Origin of the sequence: Streptomyces caniferus, from assembly GCF_009811555.1 — a bacterium.
Lineage (GTDB): Bacteria > Actinomycetota > Actinomycetes > Streptomycetales > Streptomycetaceae > Streptomyces > Streptomyces caniferus.
Genome location: NZ_BLIN01000003.1, coordinates 1,112,751 through 1,131,773, shown reverse-complemented (window position 1 = coordinate 1,131,773; position 19,023 = coordinate 1,112,751). Strand labels below are relative to the sequence as shown.

Here is a 19,023-nt window from a genome sequence, read left to right as displayed (position 1 = left end):
TTCCCGTTCCATGGATAGGTTTAGCGGGTTCAATTCCGGGGAGAGTGAGCCGGGGTGCAGGAACGGAGGGGATCGTCCAACACGGCCTGGAGCGCGGCGTGCGCCGCCCCCAGCAGCGGCCCGTCCGCACCGAGCCGGGACACGGTCACCCACGGCCCGCCGCCCCGCCCGGGATCCGCCGCGACGGACGTCCGCAACGCCAACTCCCGCTCCAGGGAGGGCAGGATCCACGGTGCCAGGCCGGCCAGCGCGCCCCCGAGGACCACCGCCCGCGGATCCAGCAGATTCACCGCACCGGCGAGCGCGATCCCGAGCGCGGTCCCCGCCGTGTGCAGCGCCTGCACGACGGCCGCGTCCCCTTCGGCGGCCCGGCGCGCCAACAGGCCGATACGGGCGCCCGGCCCCGGATGAGCGGCCGCCGCCCGGCCGGGGGCGAGGCCGCCCGCGCGCAGCACGGCCTCCTCCCCGGCGTACTGCTCCAGACAGCCCCGGCCGCCGCAGTCGCACGCCGGACCGTCCGGATACACCGGCACATGCCCCAGCTCGCCCGCGAACCCCCGTGCCCCCCGCAGCAGTTGCCCCTCCACGACGACCGCTGCGCCGATTCCGATCTCCGCCGACACATGCACGAAGTCCGCGGGCGGCGCCGGCTGTCCGTCGCCCCCGCCCAGCCGCAGTTCGGCCAGCGCGCCGAGGTTGGCCTCGTTCTCGACGGTGAGGGGGAGGGCCGGGGTGCCGTCGGGCGGGGCCGTCGCCCCGGCGAGTCCCGGTGCGAGATCGACGGCCCGCCAGCCGAGGTTGGGGGCGTGCACCACGGTCGTCGCGCCGCGGGCCACCAGACCGGGCACGGCCACCGCCAGCCCGGCCGGCCGCAGCCCCTCGGCGGCTATCTCGCCGGTCACCTCCGCGAGCAGCGCGGACAGCCGCTCCAGCACCGGGCCGGGCGCGCTGTGCCGGTTCGCCGCATCGGCCGCCACCCGGGCCCGGACCCGCCCGCGCAGATCGACCGCGCACACCGCCAGACGGTCGACGCCTATCTCGGCACCGATCCCGGCCGGGCCGCGGTCGCTGACCGCCAGTTCACCGCCCGGCCGGCCCCGGCCGCCGGTCGTCGCCCGCCCCGTCCCGACCAGCAGGCCGGCCCGCAGCAGCTCGTCGACGAGCGGGGCCACTCCCGCCCGGGTCAGCCCGATCCGCGCCGCGACCGCCGGCCGGGACAGCGGGCCCTGTGCGGCCACGGTCTGCAGCACCCGGGCCAGATTGCGCCGTCGGATGCCGTGCTGGGTGTCGCCGCCGGGCGCGGTCACGGGGATCTCCTCGGGAGGGGGCCGGGGAGCGCGGGCCCTCCGGGTGTGCGGCTGCGGTGCCCGCGGGCGTACGGCTGCGATGCCGAGGTCATCGTCGCAGCAGCGCCGCGCCGTCGGCGAGCGTCGCCGCCAGCCGGTCCCAGGCGGCGCCGTCCTTCGGCTGCGCCTCGTACTCGGCGCCGCGCGCCGTTCCCCAGCGACGGGCCACCGCCGTCGGATCCTCCTCCAGCAGCAGCCCGGCCGCCTGCGCCGCCGCGCCGAACGCCACCAGCTCCTGCGCCTCGGGCACCACCACCGGGCGGCCCGACAGCCGGCGGACGGTCTCCCGCCAGGCCCGGCCCTTCGCCCCGCCGCCGATCAGCAACAGGGGGGCATCGGGCGCGGCATCCGCGTCCAGCACCCGGTCCAGGGCCTGCAGCAGCGCGAACACCGCGCCGTCGTAGGCGGCCTGGAGCAGTTGCCCGGCCGTGGTGTGGTGCCGCAGGCCGTGGACCAGGCCCGAGGCGCCCGGCAGGTTCGGGGTGCGCTCACCGTCGAGGAACGGCAGCAGCACCACCTCGCCGCCCCCCTCCACGGCCTCCCGGTCGCGCCCCAGCAGGGCCGCCACCCGGTCCACGGCGAGGGTGCAGTTCAGGGTGCAGGCCAGCGGAAGCCAGTCGCCGCGGGCATCGGCGAAGCCCGCCACGGTGCCGGTCGGATCGGCGGGCCGGTGGGTGGAGACCGCGTAGACGGTCCCCGAGGTGCCCAGGCTCAGCACCGGCTGTCCGGGACGCAGACCCAGCCCGAGGGCGGCCGCCATGTTGTCCCCCGTCCCGGCGGCCACCAACGCGCCGTGCGGCAGCGGCAGGTCCTCGGCGTGCACCGTCCCGGCGGCCTCGCCCGGGAGCGCCACCCGCGGCAGCGCCTCGGGGGACAGCCCGACATGCTCCAGGATCTCCGGGTCGTAGGCCCCGGTGGACGACGCCCACCAGCCCGTCCCGGAGGCGTCGCCGCGGTCGGTGACGGACTCGCCGGTCAGGCGCTGGGTGAGGTAGTCGTGCGGCAGCCGTACCGCGGCGGTCGCCGCGGCCGCGGCCGGCTCGTTCTCCCGCAGCCAGGCCCACTTGGCCACCGTGAACGCCGGACCCGGCACGCTCCCCACCCGCCGCGCCCAGGCCTGCGGGCCGCCCAGTTCCGCGATCAGCCGTTCGCTCTGGGGCGCCGGCCGGACGTCGTTCCACAGCATGGCCGGACGCACCGGCGCACCGGCCGCATCCAGCGTGACCAGCCCGTGCTGCTGCCCGCCGACGGACACCGCCGAGGCCTGCCGCGCCGCGTCGCCGCACTGTGCCAGAGCCTCGCCCAGCGCCCGCCACCACTGCACGGGGTCGCTCTCCTTGCCGTTGCCGCCGTCGACCGTGTGCGGTGCCTGGCCCCGGGCGACGACAGCACCGGTCGCCGCGTCCACGACCAGCGCCTTGGTGGACTGCGTCGAGCTGTCCACCCCGACGACCAGCGGTCCCGCTGACTGTGCGCCCATCGTGCACTCTCTCCCTCGGCGGCCCGTGCTCCATGGTCCAGGTCCAGGGGGTTCCCCGGTGTGCTGCCGCATATTAGTTTGGCCGCGGCGGAATTTGTAAAGTGCGTTGACGAAATCACCGGGAGCCGTGATGAGCCACCAGCCCGTGCCCGAGGACAAATTCAGCTTCGGCCTGTGGACCGTCGGCTGGCAGGGCCGCGACCCGTTCGGGGACGCCACCCGCCGCGCCCTGGACCCCGTCGAATCGGTCCGGCGCCTCGCCGACCTCGGCGCGTACGGCGTCACCTTCCACGACGACGACCTGATCCCGTTCGGCGCCGGGGACCTCGGGCGCGAGACGGCCGTCAAACGCTTCCGGCAGGCGCTGGACGCCACCGGCCTGGTCGTGCCGATGGCCACCACCAACCTCTTCACCCACCCCGTCTTCAAGGACGGCGCCTTCACCGCAAACGACCGCGACGTCCGCCGCTATGCGCTGCGCAAGACGCTCCGCAACATCGACCTCGCCGCCGAGCTGGGCGCGCACACCTATGTCGCCTGGGGCGGCAGGGAGGGCGCGGAGTCCGGTGCGGCCAAGGACGTACGGGCCGCCCTGGACCGGATGAAGGAGGCGTTCGACCTCCTCGGCCAGTACGTCGTCGAGCAGGGCTACGACCTGCGGTTCGCCATCGAGCCCAAGCCCAACGAGCCGCGGGGCGACATCCTGCTGCCCACCGTCGGCCACGCTCTCGCGTTCATCGAGCGGCTGGAGCGCCCCGAGCTCTACGGGGTCAACCCCGAGGTGGGGCACGAGCAGATGGCGGGGCTGAACTTCCCGCACGGCATCGCCCAGGCGCTGTGGGCGGGAAAGCTCTTCCACATCGACCTCAACGGCCAGAGCGGGATCAAGTACGACCAGGACCTGCGCTTCGGCGCGGGCGATCTGCGGTCCGCCTTCTGGCTCGTCGACCTGCTGGAGACGGCCGGGTACGACGGGCCGCGGCACTTCGACTTCAAGCCGCCGCGCACCGAGGACCTGGACGGCGTGTGGACCTCGGCGGCCGGCTGTATGCGCAACTATCTGCTCCTCAAGGAGCGTGCCGCGGCCTTCCGGGCCGACCCGGCCGTCCAGGACGCGCTGCACGCCGCGCGCCTGGACCAGCTGAGCCGGCCCACCGCCGAAGACGGCCTGGCCGGGCTGCTCGCCGACGGCACCGCCTACGAGACCTTCGACGTCGAGGCCGCGGCCGCCCGCGGCATGGCCTTCGAGCATCTGGACCAGCTGGCGCTGGAACACCTGATGGGGGCCGTCTGAGGGCCCTGGGCCCCGCGCGCCGGACCCCGGACCCCGCGCGCCGGACGGCTCAGCCGAACAGCTTGCGCAGAAAGAGCATTTCCGCCGCGCGCTGCTCGCCGCCGCCCCCCTCGTGGGCATTGAACCGCCACACCTTCAGCTCCTTCTCGCCCGCGTAGTGGTGGTACGCGGCGAAGCCGGTGGACGGCGGCACCACGTCGTCGCGCAACGCCGTGCCGAAGAGCGCCGGGGCGGTGGCGCGGGCCGCGAAGTTCAGGCCGTCGAAGTGGTCGAGGGTGTGCAGCGCGGTGTCGATCCGGCCGCGCTCGCCCGCGAAGTAGCGGGTGAGTTCGCCGTACGGCCCGCTGTCCGTGATCTCGACGGCGCGGCGGATGTGGGTCAGGAACGGTACGTCGATCAACGCGCCCGCCAGGCCGGGGACCAGCCCCGCCGTCGCCAGGGCCGCGGCGCCGCCCTGGCTGCCGCCGGCGACCACGATCCGGCCGGCGTCCACCGCCGGGTGCCCGCGTGCCACCTCCACGGCCCGTACCGCGTCGGTGAACAGCCGCCGGTAGTAGTAGTCCTCGGGGCGCAGCAGCCCCTGGGTCATCTTGCCGGGCACGCCCGGATTGCCGGAGCCGGCCGGATCGGGGGTGTCACCGGGCCGGTTGGGGCCGCTCTGCCCACGGGTGTCCATGACGAGCGTGGCGTACCCCGCGGACGGCCACAGCAGCCAGTCGTGCGCCACCCCCCGGCCGCCGCCGTAGCCGAGGTACTGCACGACGCAGGGCAGCGGCCCGTCCGCCGCGCGCGGCAGGAGGAACCAGCCGCGGATACGGTGCCCGCCGAAGCCGGAGAACGTCACGTCATGGGTGCGCAGCAGCGCCAGCCCCGTATCGACCTCGGTGAAGCGTGCGTCGAGGTCATGGGCGCGGACTTCGTCGAGGGTGCGCTGCCAGAACGCGTCGAAGCCGGCCGGCTCGGGGCGCGGCGGGCGGTAGGTGTGCAGCTCGTCCAGGGGCAGGTCGGTGAACACGAAGAACCTCCGCGCCGTAGGGTGGCTTGCTGCCTGTCGCCAACGGTGCCCACCGGCCGGATATTTCAGACGCGGAATGTTCCAGGTTGGTCACCGCGTCCCTGAAGACCGAGTAAAGAAGCGATCATTTCCCCCATGAGTTTTCCTCCGCCTCCGCCGTCGAACCAGCCGCCTCAGCCGCCCCACGGCAACCCGGGCGGCTACGGCCCGCCGGCCGGTGGCTACGGCCCGGGCGGTCAGGGTCAGGGCGGATACGGCCCGGGCGGCTACGGTCCGCCCGCGGGCGGCAACCAGCCCGCTGGCGGCTTCGGCCCGCCCGCGGGTGGCTACGGCGCTCCGGGCCCCGGCGGCCCCGGCGGCTGGCAGCAGCCGCCCGGCCCGCCCGGCGGTGGCGGCAACGGCAAGACCATCGCGGCGATCATCGGTGGTGGCGCCGTCGTCCTGGCCGCCGTCATCACCTTCATCGTGATCAACAACAGCGACGACGGCGGCAGCACCGACAACCGTGCCCAGTCGCCCGGTTCGAGCGCGGGCGCCACACCGTCCGAGAGCGCGTCCCCGACGCCCTCCTACGAGCCCACCCCCACCGCGACGCCCACCGACAGCGACTTCGAGAGCAGCCTGCCGACGCCCGGCGCCGGCAAGATCCCCTTCTACCTGATGAAGCCCGGCGACTGCTACGACCGCCCGGCGGGCGGTGGCGGCAACAACGACAAGGCCTCCTGCAGCGGCCCGCACGACGCCGAGGTCGTTACCACCCACCGCCTCGCGTCCGGCCTGACGACCGAGACGGACATCCGCTCCAAGGCGTCCTCGCTGTGCCGCAACGAGCTGGAGCGCAAGGCGGCCCGGCAGCCCGCCGGGACCGCCGAGGGCACCTACGTCCAGTACCCCACCCTCCAGGGCTACAAGATCGGCATCAAGACGATCAGCTGCAGCCTGGCGGGCAACAGCACCGGCACCAAGAAGCTCACCAGGCCGCTTTCCTGAGCGGGACGGTCATCGTTCGAGGAGGCCGGGCCGCCGCCGGAGCCGCCGCGTGAGTCGTCGGTACCCCGCCGGCCGCGAGGCGGCCCTGAGCGCCGAACGCATCAGGGCCGCCCGTCCTCCCGAAGCCGTCCGGCGCCGCCCCGGCAGCGGGGGCGGGCGGCCGCTCAGCGGTCGACGCGCTTGCCCGCCGCCCCGGTGTCCGCGACCTCGCCGACCTCGGCGGCCGCCGGATCCAGCACCCGCGCCAGGAACGTCCTGGTCCGCTCGTGCTGCGGGGCGCCCACCACCTGCTCCGGGGTGCCCTCCTCGACGATCACCCCGCCGTCCATGAACACCACCCGGTCGGCGACCTCCCGCGCAAAGCTCATCTCGTGGGTGACGACGAGCATCGTCATGCCCTCCTGCGCCAGCGCCCGCATCACCGCCAGCACATCGCCGACCAGCTCCGGGTCCAGCGCCGAGGTCGGTTCGTCGAAGAGCATCAGCTCCGGGTCCATGGACAGCGCACGGGCGATCGCCACCCGCTGCTGCTGCCCGCCCGACAACTGCGCCGGGTAGGCCGACGCCTTGTCGCTCAGCCCGACCCGTTCGAGGTTGGCGCGGGCGACCCGCTCCGCCTCGTCCCGGTCGCGGCGCAGCACCCGCCGCTGGGCGATCGTCAGGTTCTCCAGCGCGGTCAGATGCGGAAAGAGGTTGAAGGCCTGGAAGACCATCCCGATCCGCCGGCGGACCCGGTCGATGTCCACGTCCGGGTCGGTCACCTCGGTGCCGGCCACCGTGACCCGGCCCGCGCTCGGCTCCTCCAGCAGATTCACACAGCGCAACAAGGTCGACTTCCCGGACCCCGAGGGCCCGATGACACACACCACCTCGCCGCGTGCCACCGAGAAGTCGATCCCGCGCAGCACCTCCAGCTCACCGAACGCCTTGCGCAGGCCCTGTACGTCGATGGCCTTCGCATCCGTCGTCGCCGGTGCCGCCTGGTCGGTCGTCACGCCGCTCACCTGGCCTTCGCCGTACGGGCCTCCAGCCGACGGACCAGTTGGCCGAGGGGGAGGGTGATCACGAGATAGAGCAGCCCGGCGATCAGGATCGGGGTCAGGCTCTTGTGCTCATTGAGGGCGTCCCGGCCGAAGTTGGCCAGCTCGAACTGGGTGAGGGAGAGCCCCAGCAGATACACCAGCGAGGAATCCTTGGTGAGCAGGATCAGTTCATTGGTCAGCGGCGGCAGCACGATACGGAACGCCTGCGGAATGACGATCGAGATCATCGCCCGCCCGTGCGACATCCCCAGCGAACGCGCCGCCTCCGTCTGCCCCTTGGGAACCGCCTGGATACCGGCCCGGATGGTCTCCGCCATGTACGCCGCGCCCACCAGCCCGAGCGACAGCATGACCGTGATGTTCATATCGAGCGCGACCTCGAAGGCCAGCGGCACACCGAAGCCCAGCGCGATGAACACCAGCAGACAGGGGATCCCACGGAAGAACTCGATATAGGTGACCGCGATCCAGCGGTAGGGCGGCACCGACGAGAGCCGCATCAGCGCCAGCACCAGACCGAGCGCCAGACCGAAACCGAAGCCGAGCAGGGTGTAGAGGACGGTGTTGACCAGCGCCGTGGTGATGATGTCGGGGAACAGTGCCTTCGCGACCTCGACGTCGAAGAACGCCATCCGCAGCTGATGCCAGTCGGCGATCAGCGCGAAGACCACCACGGCGAGGACCAGCACGCCGTACTGCACACCGCGGATCGCCCGGGCGCGCTGTCGTTTGGACAAGGACATGACGGCCGGCCTCAGCTCTGCGGAGTGGTGCCGAACCACTTCTTGTAGATCCGGTCGTAGCTCCCGTCGGATTTCGCCTTCTTGATCGCCGCGTTGATCTTCTTCCGCAGCGCGTCGTTCCCGGTCCGCACGCCGACGCCGTAGTGCTCTCCGGTATTGAATTCCGCGGTGACCGTGGTGTCCGGGTTCTGCTTCACATAGTCGAAGAGCACACCGTTGTCATTGATACCGGCATCGACCTGGCCGGACTTCACGGCGGTCAGCAGCAGCCCCAGGTCCTCGAACTCCACCAGCTCGACGCCCTTGCCGTGCTTCTTGGCGAAGATCCCGCCGGTGGTGGCCTTCTGGTAACCGAGCTTCTTGCCCTTGAGGTCCTCGACCTTCTTGAAGGGCTTGCCCTTCTTCGTCAGCAGCGCCTGCGTGGCATTGAAATACGGGTCCGAGAAATCCATGACCTTGTCCCGCTCGGGCGTGATCGTCATGCCGGCGGCGGCCAGATCGCATTTGCGGATGGTGAAGTCCTGGCCGGTCTCGATGCCTTCGAAGGGCGTATTGACGATCTCCTGCTTCACGCCCAGATCCTTGGCGACCAGGTCCACCAGATCCACATCGAACCCGACGACCTTGCCGTCCTTCTTCACCTGGAACGGCGCGTAGGGAAGGTGGGTGCAGGTCTTCAAGGTCCCGGAGGAGACCAGTTCCAGACCGCCGGAACCCTTCTTCCCGTCGGACTTGGTGCTGCTGCACCCCGCCAGAACGGCGACGGCCGCGGCGACGGCTATGACAGGCAACGCGGAGCGAGCGGACACGGGCCCTCCAGGGGCAGGATGAACATCAACCAAGCCATGCGTGCTGCGATGTGGCTGCATCCTGCCACCGGCCCGGGGCTCTGTCGCCGCCGCGTCGGTTGCGTCTGTGTAACGCCTTCGGCCCGCATCCGGGCCGTCCCGTCAGCGGCCGAGCCCGGCCGCCAGCTCGGTGATGGCGTCCGGCCCCACCCGGCAGCAGCCACCGATGAGCCGGGCGCCGTTTGCGGCCCAGGCGGCGACCCGGTCCGCGCTGAACGCCGCCTCGCCGCACCAGGCCCGCGCCCCGGCGTCCCAGCTCTCCCCGCTGTTGGGGTAGACCACGACCGGCTTGCCGGTGACCTGCGCCGCCAGCCGCACCGCCCGGTCCGCGTCGTCCGGCGCGCAGCAGTTGATCCCCACCGCGATCACCTCGTCGGCGTCGGCCGCGACCGCGAACGCCTCCGCCAGCGGCTGCCCGGCCCGGGTGCGGTCGCCCGCGACGCTGTACGACAGATAGGCCGGCACGCCCAGCCCGCGCACCGCCCGCAGCAGCGCACGGGCCTCCTCGGCATCCGGCACGGTCTCCAGCGCCAGCACATCGGGCCGCGCCGCGGCCAGCACCTCGAGCCGCGGCCGGTGGAAACGCTCCAGCTCCTCCACCGACAGGCCGTACCGGCCGCGGTACTCGGAGCCGTCCGCCAGCATCGCCCCGTACGGGCCCGCCGAAGCGGCCACATACAGCGGCCGGGACACCCCACCGTCCCTCGCCCGCCCGGCCGCCTCGCGGGCCAGCTCCACGCTCCGGCCCAGCAGTGCCGCGGCCCGCTCCGCGCCGATACCGCGCTGCGCGAACCCCTCGAACGTCGCCTGATAGCTGGAGGTGATCGCGACCTGCGCCCCGGCCTCGTAGTACGCCAGATGCGCCTGCACCACCGCCTCCGGCTCCTCGGCCAGCAGCCGCGCCGACCACAGCGCGTCGCCGAGGTCGTGCCCGGCGGCCTCCAGCTGATTGGACAGCCCGCCGTCGAGGACGACCGGGCCCGCGGCGAGGGCGTCGGCGAGCGGCGGGGACGTGCTGATCATGGTGCGAAGCCTCTCGTGCTGCGGGACGCGTGGGTGCTCACGCCTCACCCCGGATCGTATCGCCGGCCGGTGACAACACCCCTGGCCGCATCGGGGCGCCGACGTACGGCAGGGGGTGCGCCGGCAGCCACGGCACGGCGGCCGGCGCACGGCCGGCGCGGGGTTCAGCCCAGCGACGAGAACACGAACGAGAACCGGGCCGGCGCCACCTCCAAGCGGTGCTGCGGCAGTACCCCCGGCCCGCACGACCGGCTGCCGATGCCGTGCTGCGCATGGTCGAGGTGGAGCCACAGGCTCTCGCCGGGCCGCAGATCCGTGGTGTGGCGGGCCGCGGCCAGTTCCTCGGTCGACCACCGGCGGGCGGTGAGGAAGAAGTCCGGATCGCCCTCGATCCGCAGGCCGGAGCCGTCCGAACGGGTCAGCTCCGCCCAGCGCACACCGGGCCGCGCACCGTTCTCCTGCGGCCGCACGTACGGCGTCTGCAGGGCGTCCACCGGCATCGACCAGCGGCCGATCCGCGCGGCCGCCCGGGTGTCCGGATAGCCCTCGCCCGGCCCGCCGCCGAACCACCGGGCCAGGCCCAGGCTGCCGCACACCTGCATCCGCACCCCCAGCCGTGGCAGCGGCACCGGCCAGTCGCCCTCGGGGTCGACGCTCAACTCCAGCCGCAGCGCATCCTGTTGGGCCGTCCAGCGGTACTCCGCGCGCAGCGCCAGCGGGGTGCCGGCCGGGGCGACCCGGGACCGTACCACCACGGCGTGCGGACCGGTTTCGACGGTATCGACGCGGTGCCGCATCCGGTGCAGGCCGATCCGCCGCCACTCGGTGGCCGGCCGCGGCCCCGGCTGCCAGGGCGCGGCCTCGTCGTTGTCGGTCGGCGCCCGCCAGACGTCCAGCCGGGGGCCGCCGATCCGGACGCCGCCCAGATAGGCCAGCGCCCCCGTCCCGGCGTCGAAGGTCCCGGGGCCGAGGACGATCACATTGCCCTCGCCGCGGCGCGGTGCGGCGGTGGCCGCCGGGGGAGTGCGGGCGGGGCGCGGGGCCGCCGGCAGCTGGCCCCAGGCGACCTCGTGCCCGGCCGGTGCCCAGGCGGTGTCCTGGTCCAGCACGGCCCGGACGGTCCAGAGCGCCTCCTCGCCGTCGCCCGGCTCGGCCGGCGGTGCCGGCAGCCGCACCACGGCCGACGCCCCGGGTGCCAAGGACGGCACCTCCAGCCGGCCGTGCCCGCGCGGCGCACCGTCCACCTCGTAGCTCCAGTGGAAGCCGAGGTGGCCGAGGCCGGCGAAGTCGTACAGGTTGGTGATCCGGACCGCGCTCGCCGTGCCGTCCTCGTCGGCCCCGGCCGCGATCCGCACCGGCTCGACGACCTTCTTGAATTCCCGCAGGCCCGGGGAGGGCACCCGGTCGGGAAGGACCAGCCCGTCGCAGACGAAGTTCCCGTCGTGCAGCTCCTCGCCGAAGTCCCCGCCATAGGCATGGAAGACCTCACCGGCGGCCGTCTGCTGCCGCAGTCCGTGGTCGATCCACTCCCAGACGAAACCGCCCTGGCAGCGCTCATAGCGCTCGAACAGCCGCTGGTACTCGACGAGCCCGCCCGGCCCGTTTCCCATCGCATGCGCGTACTCGCACAGCAGGAACGGCAGGCCACGCCGCCGGGCGTTCAGCTCCGGATCGGGCAGCGGTTCCTCGGCGCGCCGCCCGATACGCTCCACCTCGGCGTGGTCGGCGTACATCCGGGAGTAGACGTCGGTGTCGGCGCAGCTGGGGTCGCCCTCGTAGTGCAGCGGCCGGGACGGGTCGCGCTCGCGCATCCAGGCGGCCATGGCGGACAGCCCGCTCCCCGTACCGCACTCGTTCCCCAGCGACCACAGGACGACGGCGGGGTGGTTCTTGTCCCGCTCGACCATCCGCCGGGCCCGGTCGAGCAGCGCCGGCTCCCAGCGCGCGTCATCGACCGGATTGTCCCGCCAGCCCTGGGCGCCGAACCCGTGCGTCTCCAGATCGCACTCCTCGACGATCCACAGGCCCAGCTCGTCGCAGAGATCGAGGAAGGCGGGGTGCGGCGGATAGTGGCTGGTGCGCACGGCGTTGATGTTGTGCTGCTTCATCAGCAGCAGATCGCGGCGCATCGTCTCGGGGCCGACGGTGCGTCCGTCGCGCGGATGGAACTCGTGGCGGTTGACGCCGCGCAGCAGGATCCGTCGTCCGTTGACCTTCAGCAGCCCGTCCTCGACGCGGACCGTACGGAACCCGATCCGCAGCGGGATCCGCTCGCCGGAGGTGACCAGCTCCCCGTCGTAGAGGTGTGGTGTCTCGGCCGTCCAGGGAAGCACCGGCACCGTCGCGCTCTCCCCGGTCGGCAGATCGAGGCCGAGCGCCGGCACCGTCACCCGGCCTGCCGGTTCGCACTCCACGCGCAGGGTGCCGCGGCCCGTGAGGTGATCGAACCCGGCGTGGACGAAGTGGTCGGCGACCGACCCCTCGGGACGGCGGTGGAGCGAGACCTCCCGGAAGATGCCGGGCAGCCACCACTGGTCCTGGTCCTCCAGATAGCTGCCCGACGACCACTGGTGGACGCGGACCGCCAGCACATTGCCGCGCGGCCGCAGCAGCGGCCCGACCTCGAACTCGTGCGGCAGCCTGCTGCCCTTGAAGTGGCCCAGTTCCCGGCCGTTGAGCCAGACCCGGGCGCAGGACTCCACCCCGGCGAAGTGCAGCGCCGCACCTCCCTCGCCCCACCCCGCGGGCAGATCGAAGACATGCCGGTGATCGCCCGTCGGGTTCTCGTCCGGCACCCGCGGCGGGTCGACCGGGAAGGGGTAGGCGGTGTTGGTGTAGGCGGGTGCCCCGCCCGGCCGTGCCGTGCCGCCGCCCTCGTAGGAGCCCTCGGAGGCGAAGCGTCCCTGGAGCACCCAGTGGCCGGGCACCCGCAGCTCCGGCCACTGCGCATCGTCGAAGTCCGGGCGGGCGAACGCGTCGTCCTCGGCGGTGGCGCTCGCCGCGAGCCGGAACCGCCAGCGGCCCTGCAGCGGGAGGCGGGCGGCATCCGATCGCGCGTACCAGGCGCGCGGCGGCAGGGTCCCGCTCCCCGGTGAGCGGTCCTCGTAGTACGGGAGGCGGTCCGGGCGGTGCGGTGCGCCGTCCGCCTCGTCGACGGTCCGTGCGGGCTGGTCGTACGACGTGGGGTGCGGCGTTTGCGGCGAGGTGCCGGTCACTGGTCCTCCTGCTGCGGGCGAGGTGCCTGGAGGTGGGGGATCGGCTCAGCGAATCATGCGCGACGGCACGGCCGCAGCCGGTTGGGGAGATGGGGCCGGGGACGCCGCGGCGAGCCGCCCGGCCCGTGGGCCGGCGGTGCACCCCGCCGTCGAACGCGATCCGGGCGGCGCCTGGGGAACCCTCGGTCCGCGCGCACGGATGCCGCCACCCGCCCCCTCACTCCTCCACCGACAACTCCGACTACTCCGCCGACTCCGACTACTCCGCCGACTCGGCCGTCAAGCCCGCCCACGCGCCCGCCGGATCGTCCGACGCCGGCCCCGCGGGTGCCCACTGCCCGTCCTCCCAGCGATACGGCCACCAGCGGCCGTCCTGTCCGTAACGCAGCTGGGCCCCGCCGCCGACCACCGTCCAGCGGTTGCCGGCGGCCCGCAGACGGGGCCGGGGTTCGCCGTCCTCCCAGGCGGCCGCGAGCCGGTCGGTGGCGCGCGCCAGTGTCCCGGGCGCCGGCGTCCAGTCCTCCTCCAGGACCGCGAGCCCGGCCGTGCCGCCCAGCTCCCAGGCCCGTACGGCCAGTGCCAGCCCCCGCGCATCGCGCCCCGAACCGGCTGCCAGCCGCGCGCATATGGCCTCCCCGGGGGCGCCCGCGGCCAGCCGCACCGCATCCTGGGCGGGCGTGAGCACGGGCGGCGGCGGGTCGTCCGGATGCCAGGCGGAGAGCGCGTCCGCCAGCAACCGCTGGGCGCGCGCCGCCGCGTCCCCGATCAGGAACTCCAGCGCGTCCACCGCCACCCCGGCCGCGGGCGGGGTGCCGCCGCCGAGCACCGGCGGGGTGCCCGGCGCGGCGACCGGCGGCGGCGCCGCGGGCAGCGGCGGCAGAATGTCACGCGCCGCATACGCCTCGGCCGCCGGTACCCCCGGACGCAGCTGTTCCGCCGCCGCGTCCGCGCCCGCCGCCTCCTCCGCCCGTGCCGCGTTGCGTGCCTGCAGCTCGTCCAGCAGCTCCCGCTCACCCCGGCCGCGCAACAGCAGCAGGACGAACGGGTCCTGGTCGAGCAGCCGCGCCAACTGGTAGCACAGCGCGGTCGAATGCGCGCAGTGGTCCCAGGCGCCGCAGCTGCACTCCGACTCCAGGTCGCCGATGCCCGGCAGCAGTTCGATCCCGGCGGCGGCCGCGTCCTCGACGAGCACCGGCGGCATGTCACGGTCCAGCAGCGCCGCGATGTGCCCGGCCCGGTCCGCGACCATGTCCAGGAACCGGTCCCAGTCCGCCGCGCCGACCTGCGGCAGCAGGACGTCGGACCGGTGCCGCGTATGGTCGCGGTCCTGGACGACCGCGGTGATCCGGCCGGGGCGTACCGTCACCGCGCCGACCGCACCGGCCCGCGCATGCCGCCGGCCCAGCTTCAACTGCGCGCCGTCCAGCGCGGTGTCCTCCAGCGCCTTGAGCCACGCCTGCCCCCACCAACTGCGCGCGAAGGCCCCTCCGCGCGCCGCCGGCAAGGCAGCGAACGTCCGCTCACCGGCCGCCGAGCCCCCCTTGTCCGCGTACTCCTGGCCCAGGTCCATCGGTTCTCCCCCTCCGGGCATCGTCCTCATCACTCACTCCCTCGCAGCGCGACCAGGTCCGCCAGCTCGGCGTCGGTGAGTTCGGTCAGCGCGGCCTCACCGGACCCCAGCACCGCGTCGGCCAACTGCTGTTTACGGGAGAGCATTTCGGCGATCCGGTCCTCGATCGTGCCCTCCGTGATGATCCGGTGGACCTGCACCGGCCGGGTCTGCCCGATGCGGTACGCGCGGTCGGTGGCCTGCGCCTCGACCGCCGGATTCCACCAGCGGTCGAAGTGCACGACATGCGCCGCCCGGGTGAGGTTCAAACCGGTGCCCGCCGCCTTCAACGACAGCAGGAAGACCGGCACCGCGCCGTCCTGGAAGCGCTGCACCATCTCCTCGCGGCGAGCCACCGGGGTGCCCCCGTGCAGGAACTGCGTCGGCACCCCGCGTGCCGCCAGATGACGCTCCAGCAGCCGTGCCATCTGCACGTACTGCGTGAACACCAGCACGCTCGACCCCTCGGCCAGGACGGCGTCCAGCAGCTCGTCCAGCAGCTCGACCTTCCCCGAACGTCCTGCGATCCGCACCGCCCCCGCCCGGTCGCCGTCCGCCGGCCCGTTCTCCTTGAGGTACTGCGCGGGGTGGTTGCAGATCTGCTTGAGCGAGGTGAGCAGCTTGACCACCAGCCCGCGGCGGGCGAACCCGTCCGTCCCGGCGATCTCGTCGAGCCCCTCGCGCACCACGGCCTCGTAGAGCCCGGCCTGTTCCCTGGTCAGCGCCACCGCGCGATCGGTCTCCGTCTTGGGCGGCAGCTCCGGCGCGATCCCCGGATCGGACTTACGGCGGCGCAACAGGAACGGCCGCACCAGCCGGGCCAGTCGCTCTGCCGCCGCACCCGCCTCCGGGGACGCCGCCGCCCCGCCCTCGATGACCTGCGCATACCGCGTACGGAACCGGCTCAGCGGCCCCAGCAGTCCGGGCGTCGTCCAGTCCAGGATCGCCCACAGCTCCGACAGGTTGTTCTCCACCGGGGTGCCGGTCAGCGCCACCCGGGCCTCGGCGGGCAGGGTCCGCAGGGCCTTGGCGGTCGCGGAGAAGGGGTTCTTGATGTGCTGCGCCTCGTCGGCGACGACCAGCCCCCAGCCCACCTCCGCCAGCTTCCCGGCATCGAGCCGCATCGTTCCGTAGGTGGTGAGCACGAACGCGCCGTCCGCCAGATCCGCCAGGCTGCGCCGCCCGGCGTGGAAGCGGCGCACCGGCGTGCCCGGAGCGAACTTCTCGATCTCCCGCTGCCAGTTGCCCATGAGGGAGGTGGGGCAGACGACGAGCGTGGGGCCCGCCGCCCCGGGGACGCTCTGCCGGTGCAGATGCAGCGCGATGAGCGTGATCGTCTTCCCCAGTCCCATGTCGTCGGCGAGAGCGGCCCCCAGCCCCAGTGACGTCGTCCGGTGCAGCCAGCCGAGTCCGCGCACCTGGTAGTCGCGCAGCGTCGCGGTGAGGGCCGCCGGCTGGCGGACGGACTCCGCGCCACCGCTCTCCGGATCGGCCAGCCGGTCGCGCAGCCGGGCCAGCCATCCGGAGGCCTCCACCTCCACCCGGCCGCCGTCCGGGGCCTCGGCGCTTCCGGTGAGCGCGGCGCCGAGCGCATCGAGCGGCGTGACCTTACGGTCCGGCCGGTCCCGGGCGGCCCGCACCGTCTCCGGGTCGATCAGCACCCACTGGTCGTGCAGCCGGACCAGCGGCCGTCCCGCCTCCGCGAGCCGTTCCAGCTCGCTCCGGTCGATCTCCTGGCCGCCCACCGCGAACCGCCAGCTGAAGGAGAGCAGGGCATCCGCCGACAACAGCGAAGGCAGCCCCGACTGGGGCCCGTCCCACTCGGGCGGCCCCACCACGGCCCGGCTGGTCAGCTTGCGCGCCAGTTCCTTCGGCCAGTGCACCTGCACCCCCGCCGCGGCCAGCGCACGACCGGCCGGACCGAGCAGCTCCGCGACCTCTTCCTCGGCGAGTTCCAGCGCCCCGGGCACCGCAGCGGACAACAACGGGGTGAGCGGCGCCCAGACCTCCGCCGCACGACGCAACGCCAGCAGCGTGTCCATCCGCGCCCGCGGCCCCATCGCCTGCCCGGCGGACGGCGCCCCCGCCCACACCTCGGCCGCATCCGCGACCAGCGTCGGATCGGTGAGGCTGTGCAACTGGAGAACCGCGACGAAGGTCATGCGCGCATCCGCCGACCCCGCCCCGTCGTCACCATCCACCTCACCCGAACCGGCCTCCGCGCCCCGCACCTCCACCCGCAGCGAGATCCGTACGCCCGCGTCATGCCCCGCGGCGACATCCGCGGCCCAGGCGCGCTGTTCGGGGATGTGCTGCGGAGCCCTCACCGCGAACGCCGGCGCGCCGGTGACCAGCGCCGCGCCGGGGGAGCGCGGCAGCCCGTCCGCCACCGCGTCGAGGAAGGCCCGCACCTGCCGCTCGGGGTCGGGCAGCGTCCACGGCTCGGCATCCGGCAGCGGGACGGCGTGCGCATACGGCGGCATCGCCGCGGCGAGATCACGCAGCCGCTCGACGTCCCCCGGATCGAGCGGACCCAGCCGCCAGGCGTCGTACCCGTCGGGACTCACCCCCGGCAGCAGCCGCCCGCGCGCGGCGAGCTGCAGCGCCAGTACGGACGCGGCTCCCCAGAAGGCGGCAGCCGGATGGGCGCCCCGTGCGGCCCGCGCCCGGGTGAGCACCGGCACCGCCTCGGCGACCGTCAGGAAGAGCGCCGGGACCTCGCACAGGGATACCCCGCCCCCCTCGTCCGGCAGAACGACCTCCAGGGGCTCAGCAGCCTCGTCCACGGGCTCGCCATCGGGACGCCAGAAGGCGACCCGCCCGGCCCGCGGCGGATCCGACGGCAGGAAAACCGCTGCGCAGCGCGACAGGGACGAGAGCCGGGCGGGCGTGACCGCGGGGAGGGATGTCACGGGATGCAGAACTCCTCAAGTTTGACTACTGGCGCCTGGAGCGCCCGAGAGTACAGGACGGCACGCGCATTCCTGGAACCTGTTACGCGAAATCGGCGTTCAATGGAGTACACAGAGCGCGGCGGACGCCGCGGAAGGGGCGTGAAGGATGTCCACACAGGCGAAGGTCGCAGTCGGAGGCGTCGCGGTCGGAGTGATCCTGCTGTGGCTGCTGCCCTTCTGGGCGGCCCTCTTGGTCATGGTCGGGGTCCCGGCCGTCGCATATCTGACGCTCGACTCCTCCCAGCGACGCCGCCTGCGCCGCGTCAGCCGCAAGCAGATCGGCCGCTGACCGAGCGCGTCTCCCCACGCCGGCCGCCCGTGCCCGGCCTGAGCCGCGTACGGGCCTGCCCCGAACCCGCCCACCGGCACCGCCCGGCGCACTCAGCCGCTGCCGCCGGGCCAGTCCTCACCCCGTTGGCAGGGCGGCGGTCAGCGGGGATGTACCGGGAAACGCCCGCGGGCTCGGAGCGAACGCCGGGGCGCCCGATTCCCCGTACCAGGGCCGCCCGCGCCGTGGGGGCATCTCCCGGCCGGAGGCTGGGGGAGGTTCCGGTGCGTCCCCTCCGCCCCCCGCGGCCATCACGACCCCCGCAAAGCCCCGCCCCGCCTCACACCGGCCGGGCCGCCAACTCGTCGAGCGACGACAGCAACGCAGGAAGCGCGGGCCCCCGCCCCACCGGATGAACCTCCCCCGGCTCGTCGTCCAACAGCACGAACGCAATGTCATCGGTACGAGCCACCATGCTCCAGCCCGGCCCGTCGACCCGCAGCGTCCGCGCCTCCCCGGCCGCGAACGACGACCGCACCCGCCCGGCCGGCGGCGGCTCGCTCACATACCCGCGCGCCTCCTCCAGCACCCTCCGCACCCCCTTGTGCGCATGATCCCCCGGCTCGGCGAAGCTGTCCTCGTCATCCACCTGCTCGCGCCAGGCCGCCCACTGCATCGCGATCTCATCCGCGCCGAGCCGCCGTTGCGCGGGTCCCCACTCCTCGGCGTCCGGCGGCGCCAGCGGCGCCGGGTCGCCCTCCTGCGGCTCCGGATCGTGCGGCTGCGGCACACCGGGAGCCGATACGGCGAGCGAGAGCGGCCAGCCGGGAAGCGCCCCGACGATGCTCTCCTCCCCGGGGGAGAGGTCGTACTCCATCCCGCAGTCCCAGGCCGCGATCGCACAGGCCACCAACGACACATCCTCCGTCGCCACGGTCCAGCGCGCGCCGTCGCTGTCCTGACCGAGGACCAGCCCGTAGCCCTCCGCATACGGTTCGAGGCCGAGCCCGGCACACACCTCGGGGTAGTCGTCACCGAGCACGCTCGGGAACTGCGCGGGCGTCAGCAGCACCGCCGTCAGCACGAACAACTGCTCGTTGTCGGCGCTCTCGGTCGTGGGCACGCGGGCCTCCCCATCCAATCCGTTGCGGAGTACGTCGGCGCACCCTAATTGGCTTGGTGCGGGCTTGTCACC

At 73.7% G+C, this 19,023-nt stretch carries 14 protein-coding genes; 3 read left to right on the top strand and 11 right to left on the bottom strand.

Annotated features, from left to right (window positions below; translation table 11 throughout):
• Positions 1–29: 29 nt before the first annotated feature.
• A complete protein-coding gene (locus Scani_RS13635) occupies positions 30–1,307 on the bottom strand; it encodes an ROK family protein (protein ID WP_159474403.1) in 1,278 nt (425 codons plus the stop codon).
• 88 nt (positions 1,308–1,395) lie between these two features.
• On the bottom strand, positions 1,396–2,826 hold the full coding sequence (gene xylB / locus Scani_RS13630; protein ID WP_159474400.1) for a xylulokinase: 1,431 nt from the start codon (positions 2,824–2,826) through the stop codon (positions 1,396–1,398).
• A gap of 130 nt (positions 2,827–2,956) precedes the next feature.
• On the opposite strand from xylB, the gene xylA reads away from it, so the two are divergent.
• Positions 2,957–4,120 carry a xylose isomerase gene (gene xylA, locus Scani_RS13625; RefSeq protein WP_159474397.1) on the top strand — a complete coding sequence of 388 codons (1,164 nt, stop codon included), beginning with the start codon at positions 2,957–2,959 and terminating at the stop codon, positions 4,118–4,120.
• A 49-nt stretch (positions 4,121–4,169) separates the two neighbouring features.
• Here the strand turns inward: xylA and Scani_RS13620 are convergent, their stop codons facing one another.
• Positions 4,170–5,135 carry an acetylxylan esterase gene (locus tag Scani_RS13620; protein ID WP_159474394.1) on the bottom strand — a complete coding sequence of 322 codons (966 nt, stop codon included), beginning with the start codon at positions 5,133–5,135 and terminating at the stop codon, positions 4,170–4,172.
• 135 nt (positions 5,136–5,270) lie between these two features.
• Between Scani_RS13620 and Scani_RS13615 the strand changes: the two genes are divergently transcribed.
• Positions 5,271–6,125, top strand: coding sequence for a hypothetical protein (locus Scani_RS13615; protein WP_159474391.1), 855 nt, complete (start codon positions 5,271–5,273; stop codon positions 6,123–6,125).
• A 164-nt stretch (positions 6,126–6,289) separates the two neighbouring features.
• Here the strand turns inward: Scani_RS13615 and Scani_RS13610 are convergent, their stop codons facing one another.
• The 7 genes from Scani_RS13610 to Scani_RS13580 form a co-directional block, all read right to left on the bottom strand.
• Positions 6,290–7,129: an amino acid ABC transporter ATP-binding protein gene (locus Scani_RS13610; protein WP_281391923.1), complete on the bottom strand. Its 840-nt coding sequence runs from the start codon at positions 7,127–7,129 to the stop codon at positions 6,290–6,292.
• Complete coding sequence (locus tag Scani_RS13605; protein WP_159474387.1) at positions 7,126–7,911, bottom strand: amino acid ABC transporter permease; 786 nt, start codon at positions 7,909–7,911, stop codon at positions 7,126–7,128. The genes Scani_RS13610 and Scani_RS13605 overlap by 4 nt, the downstream gene beginning before the upstream one ends.
• 11 nt (positions 7,912–7,922) lie before the next feature.
• On the bottom strand, positions 7,923–8,720 hold the full coding sequence (locus tag Scani_RS13600; RefSeq protein WP_159474385.1) for a basic amino acid ABC transporter substrate-binding protein: 798 nt from the start codon (positions 8,718–8,720) through the stop codon (positions 7,923–7,925).
• A 141-nt stretch (positions 8,721–8,861) separates the two neighbouring features.
• Positions 8,862–9,782 (bottom strand): homocysteine S-methyltransferase, encoded by a 921-nt coding sequence (mmuM, locus tag Scani_RS13595; protein ID WP_159474383.1) that lies wholly within the window; start codon positions 9,780–9,782, stop codon positions 8,862–8,864.
• Between the two features lie 164 nt (positions 9,783–9,946).
• Positions 9,947–12,997: a glycoside hydrolase family 2 TIM barrel-domain containing protein gene (locus tag Scani_RS13590; protein ID WP_159474381.1), complete on the bottom strand. Its 3,051-nt coding sequence runs from the start codon at positions 12,995–12,997 to the stop codon at positions 9,947–9,949.
• 259 nt (positions 12,998–13,256) lie between these two features.
• Entirely contained in the window at positions 13,257–14,567 is a 1,311-nt protein-coding gene (locus Scani_RS13585) for an SWIM zinc finger family protein (protein ID WP_159475938.1), read from the bottom strand.
• A 29-nt stretch (positions 14,568–14,596) separates the two neighbouring features.
• A complete protein-coding gene (locus tag Scani_RS13580) occupies positions 14,597–17,518 on the bottom strand; it encodes an SCO1167/SCO6262 family helicase (protein WP_159474379.1) in 2,922 nt (973 codons plus the stop codon).
• Between the two features lie 148 nt (positions 17,519–17,666).
• On the opposite strand from Scani_RS13580, the gene Scani_RS13575 reads away from it, so the two are divergent.
• Positions 17,667–17,849, top strand: coding sequence for a tail-anchor membrane protein (locus Scani_RS13575; RefSeq protein ID WP_030077786.1), 183 nt, complete (start codon positions 17,667–17,669; stop codon positions 17,847–17,849).
• 319 nt (positions 17,850–18,168) lie between these two features.
• Here the strand turns inward: Scani_RS13575 and Scani_RS13570 are convergent, their stop codons facing one another.
• Positions 18,169–18,951 carry a hypothetical protein gene (locus tag Scani_RS13570; RefSeq protein WP_159474377.1) on the bottom strand — a complete coding sequence of 261 codons (783 nt, stop codon included), beginning with the start codon at positions 18,949–18,951 and terminating at the stop codon, positions 18,169–18,171.
• Between the last annotated feature and the right edge of the window lie 72 nt (positions 18,952–19,023).